The organism is Vreelandella sp. DA03-1M, assembly GCF_055725665.1.
This window is the reverse complement of the sequence record NZ_CM146798.1, coordinates 925,018-938,449: the sequence shown is the minus strand read 5'-3', so window position 1 is coordinate 938,449 and position 13,432 is coordinate 925,018. Positions and strand designations below refer to the sequence as shown.

The following is a 13,432-nucleotide window of genomic DNA, read 5'->3' as shown; positions in this document are numbered from 1 at the left end:
AAAAAACGAAAATCACTGAAATATAAATTACATATTGTTAAGAATAAATCATCTTAAGAACCATTAAAAAAGCTTCTCTTATAACGAATAAAAATTAGAAACACAACTGTTCAATTTAATACTTGAATATGTATCGTATTATAAAGAATAAGACATAACAACTAACCCATCAACATCGCCTATTGCAATATAAGAGTGTTTAACATCAGTAATAAGTCTAATGAAATCGCCAGGCTCTATAATCACTTCTTTCGACTTTGATATAACTTTCAGCATACCTGAAAAAACAAATATATGCTCCGCAGTACCAGTAGCATGCGCAGGACTCTCAATAACTTCATCTGTTTTCATTCTTAGGTGCCATATTTCAGTTGATAGGCCCCTTGGTAATCTAAACAGAAGTTCTTGACTAAATTTTACTGGAGGAGGTGTGGCTCGAACAACCACTTCTTGTTCGTTTATATTAGGAGAGATCAAGTCGCCGAGAGGAAGCCGAAGTGCAATTGCAATTGCATCAAGCGTTTCTAGCCTTGGGTTTCCGTTTCCTGCTTCCAAGGATGAGAGCGTAGCCTTACCAATTCCAGCCAATCTAGCCAGTTCTCCTAAACCTATACCTCGTTGTACACGAAGATTTTTTATTTTAGCACCTATATCGGCGGAGGAAGTAGCCTGCGTCTTAATGTAAGTCATTATTTATTCCAAAAAAACACTGATTATTAATACTAATATACCTCAGCAGCTTCCAAGATGGAACATATAATAGAGGCTACTTGTTCTGGATATTCCTGAGGAAAAAAATGCCCACCTTGAACTGAATAAACGAACAACAAACTATTTGTAGAAAGCTGCCATTTGCTTATATCTTCTTTTGTATACTCCTCATCGCGACCATATATGAAATGTATATCATATATCATCTTAGGCTTCTGCTTGTAACGTAAGAAAGAATCAGATAACAACAAATCATTCTTTAAAACATTTAAGGCCAAAAAATAAACTTCATCTCCATAGCTTTTTAGTTGGTCTAGAACCCCGCGATCTCCTACAATTTCTCTAATATAGGTAGGACTACTAAGTAGAGAGATATTATCTAAAAGCTTGTTCCTCGCTAAAGGTGCAAAATTTGATAACGCTATATAGCTAACACTGCTTAAAAGAGAGAGACGACAGGCAACCATAAAGCCAAGGTATGCACCAAGACTATGACCAACAATAACAATATGATTATCATCTTTTATTTGAAGGCATATATCGTCAACAGCTTCTTCTATACTTATAATAAATGATTCTCTCCAACGTCTACCTCGACCAGGTAACTCAATACAATTTGTATTATAGTATTTCTCTAGCTTTGATCTTAATGGATTCATATCCGAGGCACCTCCTCCAGCGAAAGGAAGTAGATAGATACAAATACCCTTTTCCTTTATTGTCATATTAGACTTCCTTCATTCTTCCGAAAAAAGCAGCCACAAAAATTAACAAGCCACCTAGGAGCTGTATTAGAGATAGTGTTTCATTAGCAATTGCCCAAGCAAAAAAAGCTGCAAAGACAGGTTCACTTGATAAAATTAATGCCACTCTAGTTGAGCTGGTTTTCTGTGCAGCATTAATTTGTGCTAAAAAAGCAAATGATGTTCCAATAATACCTAGATACAAGACAATCAACCAAATGTAAAATGGGATACTAGTAACACCAAAATCCTCTAAATCACTAAACACAAAAGACCATGTGCATGCTAAGAAAGCAACAAGTGACAACTCTACTAAAGTAATATTTGTAGTTGAAACATTGCTTTTTTTAGTAAAATGGCCAAAATAAAAAATCTGCAAGCCTCTTATAAAAGCGGCTCCAAGGATAATATAATCCCCAAGCATAAAACCCAACCCAGAAGAAGTTGGCCGACTGAGTAAAAAGCAGCCAAAGAGGGCTATAAAAGAGAATATATATACCGATAGTTTCTTCTTCACTCCTCCAATTATCCTTTCAAACAATGGTACTAAAACAACTGAAACTGCAATAATAAAACCAGCATTAGCGGCTGAAGTGTATTTAACACCAGTCGTTTCTAAAGAAAGTATAAAAAAAAGCAATACCCCCAAAAAAAGACCAACACCTACTTCCTTTCTATTTATTTTTTTAAGTTGTGAGTTAAACAAATAAACCAATATAGGTAGAGCAACTAGAAATCTTACGGCTAAAAAAGGTTGAACTTCAAGGTACTTGCCCACCTCTTGCATAGCTACATAACTTGATCCCCACACTACTGCAACACCAACAACAGTTAGGTCTGTAAAAATTAATCGTTGGTTGCTGAGAGATGAATTTTCTAATTGAGTCATAAATAACCTTATAATTTAGTGTAGTGTGTGAGAGCAATCATATCCAACTGAAAGAGTTTCTTTTTTCACCTTTATAGACCTAATTTTGAATTCTTCTATCATGCTTGTTTTTTTCACATGGGTTCCAGCGCAATGATCTATTATCTCATGCCCTATAGTTATTACCCTTAAACCTTCTTCAGAATAAGTCGCCGTGACTGGAAAACCTTTTTTTACGATATTATTAACGTTTTCCTCAATCATATCTCCTATAATACATTTATCGACATAACTGCAAAGCTGCATAACTACTCTTGACTTCCTTGGTTCATGATTACAACTATAGTAACTAAAACCTTGGCACTTCATAACCGCATTTATCAAATGGCCAGCGGTATGCAGTGCTGCTAGTTTCTTACGATTTTCTTTATCAATTTCGGCTTCAACCGAACCTAACGGTTTATAACCATCCTGCAATTTAAGAAATACAATTCCTTCTTTATTTTTTTTTACCTCTATAACTTTTATTCCATCTATAAAACCAATATCACTCGGTTGCCCCCCTCCTTTGGGATGAAAAATATTTTTCTCAAGGGCAATCCAGCTCTCTCCGCGATACTGAACCACATCTAAGATATTGCTTTTTTTATAAAAACAGTAAGTATTAGATAAATATATTTGTTCTTGCATAACGGCTCTTCCCAACTACAATGAAAATAAGGTCTGGCAACAAAAATACCAGACCCAATTTTAAATCATTTAACAACAAAAGGAGTTCCTTTAAGAGTAGTTTCTCTATACTTATTGGCCCCTCCACTTTTATCTTCACCACTTACTAGTACATTTCCAAAATTATCAAGTGGTATTTTCCCTCCATATTCATCTACTACTTTTGTATTTGGGTACACAGTGACACTTGAAGGTACATAGCGAGTTGCAAAACCCATCCGGTATTTCTTCCTATCGGTATTAATATTAGGAAGCGAAGCATGCATTAAAGTAGACCAAAAAATTAAGCACTGACCGCGTTTCATAACTACCGGAAATGCTTTACTTTCATCGGGACTCCACTCAGGGTCAATCTTTAAGTCTCTATAATCATAACCAAAAAATCCTCTGCTAAGACCATCCTTTTGAAGAGCATTGATCCTCTCAGGTTTGAATTCCATTGTTTTTTGTTCATCATAATTCATTTTTTTATGGGAGCCGGGAATCAGCTGTAGGCACCCATTTTCTTTAGTTGAGTCTGTAAATGCAGTCCAAACTGTTAATGTCCCCCCATTAAAATTATCTTCACTTTCCCCAGGCCAAAGAATTTGAGGTTTTCCACTCGCATTCGCAAATGTATCGGCCTGATGCCAATCAGTTCCTTCATCGCCTGGGTATTTTGGGAAAAACTCTGTTCTCCAACATAAAACATTATCCCCCAATATAGATACTACCCGATCAACAATGTGTCTATTACAAATATGAGATGCAAGTTCATCTATATCCAGGTGGCGATCATAATTTGAAATATTGGTGACTCCACCATGAGAGTCGACTGGGTATGCTGCATAACTCCTATCCGGTATTTTTCTTCTAATTTTATCCCAAAGTGAGTCCATCTCTTCAGGCGAATAGATTGAAAAAGGGCCTATAAAACCATTCTTTTCAAAAGAATTTAACTCTTCAGGGCTAAGGCAAAAAAGTTTATTTGAATTACTCATTTTCGTTCCTCTTTTTCATACAGTTTGTGAGTTTATCAAAGCTTCATCTATACTAGATTGAAGCAAATTCAGCATTGAAATTTTAACTCCATACTCATGCTCATACCTTGCTATCAACTCGATAGCTAAAAGAGAGTTACCACCAATATCAAGAAAATTATCATCTCCATTTATTGTTTGATCATCCAACATTTCTCGAACCCACTCGACAAATACTTCTCTCTGTTTAATATCACTAATACTTTTCATTCATTTCTCCATTTTTTCATTAATTGCCTTTTATCTATTTTCCCATTTAATGTTCTCTCTATTTCTCTTACTTCTACAAAGTAGGTAGGCATCATATAACTTACTAACAACTTTCTAGACATAAGCTTTACCTCCTTAGTTTTAAATTGGTTTCCTGAAGTATTTTCATAAAAGCAAACAAGCTCCTCACCACTAATGTCGTTATCGGCTTTAAGTACAGCTAAAATATTAATACCTGGCAATGTCGCCAACCTAGCTTCAACCTCTCCAATCTCTACCCTATATCCTCTTATTTTTACTTGATTATCATCGCGTCCCAAATACTCAAGCACGCCATCTTTATTTTCCTTTACGATATCACCGCTTTTATAAAAAACATTTTTCCCATTATTGAGCTTAACAAAATTATTATTTGTCTTCTCCTCGTCAAATATATATCCCAAGGACATCTGCGGCCCGCTTAAAAAAAGCTCTCCCTCATTACTATAATTGCCACTTTTATCTAATATTACGTAAGAAAACCCAGGTAACACTTTTCCAATAATAGAATCACTTGTACCTATTTCTTTTTCAGTAATTTCATGATATGTAGCATGAACAGTTGTTTCTGTTATTCCATACATATTGATTAGCATCACTCCTTTACCCCTTAATTTATGAAAAGAGTTTTCATAAATTATTGTATTTAGCCTTTCCCCTCCAAATATTAAATATCTCAAGCTAAGCTGTGTGTTATCGATTAATTTAAATTGCAAATTTCTATATGCTGTTGGTGTTTGATTTAAAACTGTAACTCTATTTTTAACTAAATATTCTGCAAATTTACTTATTTCGATTATCATCAATTCATCTGGAATAATTAGCTTTGCTCCATACCACAGAGCGCCCCATATTTCCCATACGGAGAAATCAAAAGCATACGAGTGACATAAAACCCAAACATCCTCCTCATTGAAATCGAACAAGCTCTCTGTATTCAATAGTAACTGCTCAACATTCTTATGACTTACACCTACTCCTTTAGGCTCACCAGTAGTGCCTGAAGTATAAATAACATAGGCTAAGTTCTCTTGTATTAAAGAATGAACATCTCTATAGTCATCAAGTAATGTTATTACTATTTCCCCACAACTGTATGATATTTTTGCTTTTGGGTTTGAGTTTTTTAAAATATAATTTTGTCTTTCAGGTGGGTTTTTTAAATCGATTGGAATATAAAAACCCCCTGCCTTCAATACTGCGACTATATATACAATCAACTCCACAGAGTGGGAAAGCATTATAGCAACTCCCTCTCCTTCATTGACACCCATAGCTATAATCTCAGCACACCTCTTATTTGCTAACGAATTAAGCTCTTGATACGTGTATTGTTTTTCACTATCGCTAATTGCTATTTTTTCTCCATACAACAATGCATTGTATTCAAATTTTTTTACTAATTCTTTATCACTTCGACATTCTAATTGTAGATAGCCTTCTGGGCTCCCCTTAATCATTATACCCCCTTATTTTTTCCGCTGTGCTATCTAAATATTCCATACAAGGTGGATCAATAGACTTGCTGTTCTGCATGACAACTGTTCCGTATACCGTACATATGGTATAGCATACAGAACGAAAGACATCCAAGGAAAAATAGAAAAAAAAACCTTAAAGTGGCATAAAAAATTGATTTAACTAGAAATATTAGCTACATAAAAACCTCATATGCCTTCTCATGAATCAATTATTCACACTGCAGCACGGCTTCAGCACGCCACTCAACCTAAAGTTAGCTTTATGCTTTATGTATCCCTAGCCAGCACAAAAAACGCCATGCGCTTATTCAGAGTCATCAGTAAAACTATTTGGGATCAAACTCAGCAACTTGGCTATGTGCCCCGCTGCGGAAACGATCATAAGCTCGACTGCGTTCATTTGAATGTTGAAGAAGCTGTTCTTTTTATCGCCAACAAGTACTTCGTCTATGCAGAAGCACCGTTAGTGTTAGAGATTGATGATGCGCTATTTAACGACCGCATTGAGTGGTTGCCTCCCAGCGATGAGCAGCCCTGGCTGCAACCGAGAGCGCATATCGACAACCTACCCCAAGCAGCCATCATCACCGCCACACCTCTTAGCTACCGAGATGGGCTTTTTGGGTTGGGAGAAAATCGCTAGAAGATCATGCGGAATATAAGGGAAATCAAAAGCAGATATCCACTTTCCAATACAATCCCCGTTTCGCACCAAAAATGAGATACCCCCTAGAAACGCGCACTAAGTTGGACGTTTTTATCGATGTGTGCTGTCTTCAAATAATGTATCAACTTTTACTTATATAACTAAAACAAAGGGTTAATTTAATTTGGCACATCACCTGCATATGTTCAAATACTACGCTTATTGGCCGGATAATTAGAGCCCTGAAGATTAATTCAACGCAGCGCCTGCTGCAGTAGGACGACATCGCGTTACTGAAAGGACTCTACTTGCCTGCCTATGACTTCATAGAGAGGTAGCAATGTCATTCAATCCAGAAGGGGTAACGCGTCGGTCTTTTTTAGGCATGGTGGGCGCGGTGGCGGGGGCTGCGGCCATGTATTCCGCAATGAGCACAATGGGCTTTGCATCTCAGTCTAATTGGCGAGGGCGCTTAAACCTACAGGGAGCTCCTGATAATACCAATATCTTAATCTTAGGGGCTGGTTTAGCAGGTATGACGGCCGCCTTCGAGCTGCGCAACGCTGGCTATAACGTCAAGGTTCTTGAGTATCGCGACAAAGCGGGTGGCCGCTGCTGGACGTTACGCGGCGGAGACAGCTACACCGAGCTGGGCGGCTTTACTCAGCAAATCGATTTTGCCGAAGGCAACTACCTCAATCCAGGCCCATGGAGAATCCCCTCGGATCACTTCGCCGTATTGGATTACTGCAAACGCTTTGGGGTAAAGCTTGAGCCCTTTATCCAAGTCAACTACAACGCTTACCTACACGACTCAGAGGCCTTCAATGGCCAGCCTCAACGCTTTAAGGAAGTGGCCACCGATTTCAGAGGGCACGTCGCAGAGTTACTAGCCAAAGTCGTAGATCAAACCGGGCTAGACCAGGCGGTGAGTGCGGAAGATGCAGAAAAACTGGTGGCTGCGCTTAAACGCTATGGCGCACTAAATGACAGCCTAGACTATGTAACGGGCAGTGAGTCTTCTACCTTCCGTGGCTGGAGTCACCCGGAAGGCGGCGGCGTGGATGGAAAGCCGGAGCCTTCTCAGGTCAATTCGCTATCAGAGATACTTAACTCAACGCTGTGGCGCAACCTTACCGCGGGCGACAACCTACATATGCAGTCCACCATTTTCCAGCCAGTGGGTGGAATGGACATGATTGCAAAAGGGTTTGAAGAACAGGTTGGCGAGCTGATTACCTACAACGCGAAAGTGACTCGCATACGCCACGAAGACGACCAAGTAACCGCTTCTTGGATATCTGCCGATAGTGGTAGCAATGAGCAGACAGAAACGGCCGATTACTGTATCTGCACCATTCCGTTTTCCGTGCTTAGCCAGATTGACCATGACTTCTCACCGCGCATGAGCAAGATTATTGATTCGATGCCCTATGCATCAGCCTTCAAGGCTGGCATTGAGTTTAAGCGGCGCTTTTGGGAAGAGGACGAACATATCTATGGCGGCATTAGCTATACCAATCTGCCCATTACATTAATTTCTTACCCACCTTACAACATGTTTAGCGATGGCCCAGGCGTCCTTTTAGCGGCTTACCCCTGGGGCGCCTATGCCTATCAATTTAACGCCCTCTCCCCCGATGAACGTCTCGACAAAGTGATGGAGTACGGTTCGCAGATTCACCCTCAATATTACGATGAGTTCAAAACCGGTGCTTCAGTCGCATGGCATCGTGTTCCATGGACATTAGGTTGCTATGGCCTATGGCAAGACCGCGAAGCGGACTACCAGGATGCCACCGCGATGGATGGCCGAACGCTAATGGCAGGCGAACATATCTCCTATCTACCCGCCTGGATGGAAGGGGCTGTTCTCTCCGCATTGGATGCCGTCGAACGCCTACACACCACCATTACTGAGGCTTGAGGAGTTCGCGATATGAAAACACTCATCACATCAGCGGCAGCACTTACCCTCTCCATGTCAGCCATCGCCCAGGAGACCTCCATTGATACCAGCACCTGGTTCGACGACCCCTCCACGTTGACTCAAACCGATGGGGCTTCCATCTATGCGGGCGTTTGTGCCGGTTGCCATATGCCCAATGGGCAAGGTGCAAAGGGGGCTGGAGACTATCCAGCGCTGACGAACAATTCAAGCTTAGTAGCGACCGCTTATCCGGTCAGCCTTATTGTAAACGGCCATAAAGCCATGCCCGCTTTGGGTGGCTTACTGGATGACGAGCAAGTTGCCTCGGTGGTGAACTTTATCCGCAGCAACTTTGGCAATAACTACCCTGACAACCCAGCGAGCGCAGAATTGGTGAATAGCATGCGCTAAGGGTGTTCACTAATTTTTAAGCAGTGTTTTAAGTAACGTTTTAAGTAATGTTTTAAATAACGTAAAACACATTCATTACCCACCCAAAAGGAAATACATAATGAATTTCAAAAGCACCATTATCGGCCTAACACTTCTGACCGCCTATGCGGGCTCCGCACTTGCGGAAGATATCATTCGCCACCCTATTCCAAACTCTGACTTTCCTATCCTCCAAGCGGTTGAAGTGCCTGCAGACAAGACAATGGTCTACCTTAGCGGCACGGTTCCAAGCGTGATTAATGAAGATGCCGCCCCCAATAGTGCCGAAGCGTTTGGCACCACTGAAGAACAAACCGTGACGGTGATGAATCGCATTAAAGGGCAGCTGGAAGGTCTGGGCTTAGGCGTGGGCGATATCATCAAAATGCAGGCGTTCCTGGTAGCGCCAGAGGGTGAGGCCGTCGACTTCCAAGGATTTATGGCGGGCTATACGCAATTTTTTGGCACGGAAGAGCAGCCTAACCTGCCAGTGCGTTCCGCCATGGTCGTTGATGCTCTCGTAAACCCAGGCTGGCTGGTCGAACTAGAAGTCACCGCTGTTAGGCCATAAATTTAAGACCAGCAAAGCAAAACAGCCGACTACGTCAAAGTAGTCGGCTGTTTTTTTTATGGCTTTATCAAATGATTTGAAAAGAAATCGAGCAGCAACTGATAGTGAATATTCTGCCCAGCGCTACTGGGTATATGATCTTCGCCTTCGTAGTAATGCACTTCCGGGCTGCGGCCATGCTTGCGCAGGCGTTGTTCCAGGCGCTTGGTCATTTCCACCGACCACATGCGGTCTTTGGTGCCATGGGAAAGCAGTAGAGGCCCAGGGTAGCGTTCGATTTCGATCGGCGTGGTCGGCAATAAACCTTCATGGCTACCCTGCCACGTCCAAGCGCGTTTGCTGACATCCCAGGCTTGCCAGCCTGGATCCCCCGCATCACGAAAACTACGGGCATCAAAGGCACCGCACACAACATCTGGCGGGCTATGCGCGGCAATGGCATCAGGCATACCTTCGATATTATCTACTGCCATCAGTAAGCCGAGCAATAACGCATGTTCGGCGCCGCGGGAGATGCCATAGAGCCCTACTCGCTCATCAGCGAACTGGAATTCCCGTAGGGCTTTAAATGCCTCTACACTGCGATCCAGTGGGTAATCAATAATATGCCCCGCGTTCCATGCATTACCGCCACTTGAGTAGCCATAAGGGAACGCCAAGAAGCCATGGGCGGCGAATAGCATCGCGTCACGATGGCTCCACCCCGCCCATGCCCCTTCAGAACCATGCAGCAGCATAATAGCCGGGAAAGGGCCATCACCCGGCGGGCCGTAGGTCACGCCCCAGCCGGGTAGTAAGCGCTGCACGATATTTAAACGCATTTAGACAACTACTCCTTCCTTGTTTTCTGATTCATCCAAACTAAAATTTTTGTCAAACCCTGCTCGGGAAGCCATTCACTAAGCAGGAAAAGGCAGCACGCCTTGGTGGAGAAAATCATTCAGGTGGTAGGTATAAACGCCTGATGCGTCTTTGCGTTTAAATGACACTTGAGCGGCATTTGTAACGCAAAGCCAAGGCCGCATATCGGCTGGCTCATGCTGGGCAAGCGCCTCAGGGGTAAACAAACCCACGCACGCACCACCCTGAATATCTCTGGCGGAGGCATACTCAAACGCCTCAACGCCTGCCCCACGCATTGCGCTACCCAATTGCTGACACGGGGCGTAATCAACTGGATGTTTCAGTACCGCAAGGTGGTCGGCAAAGAAGCCTGCGCATAGCCTCACTCCCCGTTTAGCGGCATAGTCTACAGAAAAGAGTGTGTGCTCTGAGCGCAGTGAGGCGGTAACGGGATCACCTTCCATGGAGTACCAGAAAACCAGTCGGTAATAGGCCGATTCAGCGAGCGTGGTAGCAATTTCCTTACCGCCATAGAAAATGCTTGGCTCAAACACACGGCCAAAGCGTGACCCCCATTTGAGAGGGGGATACCGAAAAGGGGTTTTTAGAAGATAGTGCAGGTCTCGCTCCTGTTCAGGGTAAGGCGGTTTAGCAGTTTCAAGCAGTGCTTCAAGCATCTCCTGCTCTTCTAACGTGTCAACATAGCTAAGCGTTGCGACTTGCTCCTGACTTTCCACCAGTCGATAAAGGGTTCCGGAAATAGGTTCAATATTTCGCGCGCCGCCACAGGCTTCCCACACACTCACACTTTACCCCGCATACCATCCACGAATCTCAGTACCGCAAACAGCCCCTCCAACCGTGTTACCTGCTCGGCCGGGATGCCACCAGTAACACGGTTGGATGTTCGCATAAAATGCTGAATCCATGTTTGGTCGCCTCCGGTAAGAGCGAATAATGCTCGGGCTAAGCGGATAAGCAGCAGAGCTAGTTCACCCTGCTTAGAGTTCGGGTCAAGCTTCAGGCTTTTTTTAAGTTGGGTAATAGTCGTGCGGTGTACGCCTAGCACCTCTGCTAAATCAGACTGCGATAACCCCAATTGCTCAGCAGCACGCAGAACTGCTTTAGCTAGCACCATCTCCGGGGTGGGCTTTGTTTGAGTAAGGGCTGGCATGGCGCGCCTCATAAAGATGCATTTTCATCAATAATAGCAAAAAAGCTGTTTATTCACATATCCGTGTTGTCTTCACTTGTTCAACGAGAGTGTGCATAGCCACACATGTTTCCTTTATCCTTATTTTATCAAGGCTAAATCTAACGATTGACTTCCCACGCAAAGGCGCTTACCGCTGTCTAAGCCTCGCCTACTCAGATGGATCCACCTCAGCACTCTTCATTCCTGGAGAACGCTTGCCTTGCGCCCCGCGGGCGATATCATTGTGGCTGATCACCACAATTTCTCGTGGCCACCACTCGGGATGATTATCACGGATAAAGGTCAGCAGCTTCTCACGCACGTTCATTTCTGCTGTCCACCCGGCCATAGGGTCTGAGGTCATGAGGTAACAGGTGACGATTTGCGCCGTTCCTGTTTGTGCCGTCACGTAACAGAGCAGCTTGTGGTGTTCGATAACGCTGTCTTCCTCTTTGGCAAATTCCAAAAACTTATCCCTTATCAACCCGATATCAGCGCTTAAGTGCAGGGTAAGCTCCACGTAGCGATACATTTTGGTACTTTTCACTGAAAGGTTCTGGAAGGGCTTGGCCGTAAAATAGGTAACAGGAACAATTAAACGTCGTTCGTCCCACGTCCTTAGTCGAATAAAGGTATAAAAGATGCCTTCTACATAGCACCACTGGTCTTCAAAAATCACCAGATCGCCAATACGGATAGGCTTTGCAAAGGAGAGCTGAAATGAGGAAAGAATATTGCCAAGCATTGCTTGACCCGCAATGCCCACCAGAACCGCCAGAACACTGGCTGAGGCAAGAATAGATAATCCCAGCGTCTCAAATAACTGGATTTGCCCCAACACGTACACCGATACAGCGATAACCGTAATAAGAATAATGATCCGGCGTAGCGCGTAGAGCGACGTCAGCAGCCGACGCTGGTCTTTAGGCTTGGTGTCATCAATTTCCCCCACCAGTCGCCGCGTTAAGCGCAGCATAATCGTATCTACAAATCGCAGCGCAATGGTACCAATTCCCCACGCCAGAACAGCGATCAACAGCACGCGAAACGTGGTAGTCGCCACCGCAGAAAAGGACACCACATAGTCCAATAGCATCTGCGTAATCAGCGAGATAACGACCAGCGCCATAGGGACTTTAATACGGGCGGCGAAGATACTTTGTGCACCAGAAGGTAATAACTTGGCCGTTAATCCCACAAAACCGTAAACCCCCCAACCCACTAAACCGATAAATAACAGAAAAACGGGGATGGCGATCCACTCCCACACCATCAGCATCCCAAACGAGGACTTGAAGCGGCTCGGGATATACTCTTCCAGCATTGAAGGGCCATACTCTACATACAGCACCGGGATCGACGAGACACTCTCCGGCATGATCAGCCAGACGGGGTCTTCACCTTCTACCTGGTATCTGCCAAGGCGAATATCATACGCCTCGCCGTCGGCCCGAAGAGAGGTAATTTCAATGTCTCGGCGCGGCATCCCCGCCTGCGGGTTCTGGCCCGTCGTATCTTCTATGGCAGCATCCTGGCGTCCCGAGAGATTAGAAACATTCAACCATTCGCCACGCTTAAATATCTCGGCCAGCTGCATGGCAAGCTCACTGCCCTGCTCGGCTTGCTCATCAGTAGATAGGTCAGAAAGGTTGAGCAAATGCGCCGCCGCGGCATACTCCTCCTCTTCCGTCAGTTCGACAAAACTACGCACCGACTCCCGCGGCGTTCTGCGATTCACTTCATCCGGAACTTCACCCAGCCCAGCATTCAACGTATCGACGCTGAACCACTGGCTATCCTCGCTCTCTCCTCCCTGAGTTTGTGCCGCGCATAGGCTGGAAAATGTCAGTGCCATCACCAACAAACCCCATGCGAGCCACGAGCTGTTTGCTTTCATAAATGCCTTATTCATTGAAGTGGGTCAGTTTGACTACCCCCCGACCGGCCCTGTCGAGCCAGCCCAGCGTCATTACTGGACTATCCATGTCAGTGGAGAAACAAAGTACAGCCTACCT

Annotated in this window: 15 protein-coding genes; 4 read left to right on the top strand and 11 right to left on the bottom strand. The window is 43.9% G+C overall.

Annotated features, from left to right (window positions below; genetic code table 11):
• Positions 1-138: 138 nt before the first annotated feature.
• The 7 genes from ACXUPB_RS04485 to ACXUPB_RS04455 form a co-directional block, all read right to left on the bottom strand.
• Positions 139-690 (bottom strand): helix-turn-helix domain-containing protein, encoded by a 552-nt coding sequence (locus ACXUPB_RS04485; protein ID WP_290834888.1) that lies wholly within the window; start codon positions 688-690, stop codon positions 139-141.
• A 32-nt stretch (positions 691-722) separates the two neighbouring features.
• Positions 723-1,436 (bottom strand): thioesterase II family protein, encoded by a 714-nt coding sequence (locus ACXUPB_RS04480; protein ID WP_290834890.1) that lies wholly within the window; start codon positions 1,434-1,436, stop codon positions 723-725.
• A 1-nt stretch (position 1,437) separates the two neighbouring features.
• Complete coding sequence (locus ACXUPB_RS04475; protein ID WP_290841768.1) at positions 1,438-2,343, bottom strand: DMT family transporter; 906 nt, start codon at positions 2,341-2,343, stop codon at positions 1,438-1,440.
• 15 nt (positions 2,344-2,358) lie between these two features.
• Positions 2,359-3,012 (bottom strand): alanyl-tRNA editing protein, encoded by a 654-nt coding sequence (locus ACXUPB_RS04470; protein WP_290841767.1) that lies wholly within the window; start codon positions 3,010-3,012, stop codon positions 2,359-2,361.
• A 65-nt stretch (positions 3,013-3,077) separates the two neighbouring features.
• Complete coding sequence (locus ACXUPB_RS04465; protein ID WP_290841766.1) at positions 3,078-4,031, bottom strand: chlorinating enzyme; 954 nt, start codon at positions 4,029-4,031, stop codon at positions 3,078-3,080.
• Positions 4,032-4,046: 15 nt separating this feature from the next.
• Positions 4,047-4,280 carry a phosphopantetheine-binding protein gene (locus ACXUPB_RS04460; RefSeq protein WP_472955596.1) on the bottom strand — a complete coding sequence of 78 codons (234 nt, stop codon included), beginning with the start codon at positions 4,278-4,280 and terminating at the stop codon, positions 4,047-4,049.
• Positions 4,277-5,779 (bottom strand): amino acid adenylation domain-containing protein, encoded by a 1,503-nt coding sequence (locus ACXUPB_RS04455; RefSeq protein ID WP_290841764.1) that lies wholly within the window; start codon positions 5,777-5,779, stop codon positions 4,277-4,279. Before ACXUPB_RS04455 ends, ACXUPB_RS04460 begins: the two co-directional genes overlap by 4 nt.
• A 283-nt stretch (positions 5,780-6,062) precedes the next feature.
• Here ACXUPB_RS04455 and ACXUPB_RS04450 point away from each other — a divergent pair, with 283 nt between their 5' ends.
• From ACXUPB_RS04450 to ACXUPB_RS04435, 4 genes are all read left to right on the top strand, one after another.
• Entirely contained in the window at positions 6,063-6,443 is a 381-nt protein-coding gene (locus ACXUPB_RS04450; RefSeq protein WP_472955595.1) for a DUF952 domain-containing protein, read from the top strand.
• Between the two features lie 343 nt (positions 6,444-6,786).
• Positions 6,787-8,373, top strand: coding sequence for a flavin monoamine oxidase family protein (locus ACXUPB_RS04445; RefSeq protein ID WP_290841762.1), 1,587 nt, complete (start codon positions 6,787-6,789; stop codon positions 8,371-8,373).
• A gap of 12 nt (positions 8,374-8,385) precedes the next feature.
• Positions 8,386-8,787, top strand: coding sequence for a c-type cytochrome (locus ACXUPB_RS04440; RefSeq protein ID WP_290841761.1), 402 nt, complete (start codon positions 8,386-8,388; stop codon positions 8,785-8,787).
• Between the two features lie 100 nt (positions 8,788-8,887).
• The gene (locus tag ACXUPB_RS04435) at positions 8,888-9,379 is read left to right on the top strand and encodes a RidA family protein (RefSeq protein ID WP_290841760.1); all 492 of its coding nucleotides are present in this window, start codon (positions 8,888-8,890) and stop codon (positions 9,377-9,379) included.
• Positions 9,380-9,435: 56 nt separating this feature from the next.
• On the opposite strand, the gene ACXUPB_RS04430 is transcribed toward ACXUPB_RS04435, so the two are convergent.
• From ACXUPB_RS04430 to ACXUPB_RS04415, 4 genes are all read right to left on the bottom strand, one after another.
• Positions 9,436-10,200, bottom strand: a complete 765-nt coding sequence (locus ACXUPB_RS04430) for an alpha/beta hydrolase family protein (RefSeq protein ID WP_472955593.1) — start codon at positions 10,198-10,200, stop codon at positions 9,436-9,438.
• 78 nt (positions 10,201-10,278) lie between these two features.
• Positions 10,279-11,028 (bottom strand): RES family NAD+ phosphorylase, encoded by a 750-nt coding sequence (locus ACXUPB_RS04425; RefSeq protein WP_472955591.1) that lies wholly within the window; start codon positions 11,026-11,028, stop codon positions 10,279-10,281.
• Positions 11,025-11,396, bottom strand: a complete 372-nt coding sequence (locus ACXUPB_RS04420) for an antitoxin Xre-like helix-turn-helix domain-containing protein (RefSeq protein WP_022519610.1) — start codon at positions 11,394-11,396, stop codon at positions 11,025-11,027. Before ACXUPB_RS04420 ends, ACXUPB_RS04425 begins: the two co-directional genes overlap by 4 nt.
• Before the next feature lie 190 nt (positions 11,397-11,586).
• Positions 11,587-13,314, bottom strand: a complete 1,728-nt coding sequence (locus tag ACXUPB_RS04415; RefSeq protein WP_472955587.1) for a mechanosensitive ion channel family protein — start codon at positions 13,312-13,314, stop codon at positions 11,587-11,589.
• Between the last annotated feature and the right edge of the window lie 118 nt (positions 13,315-13,432).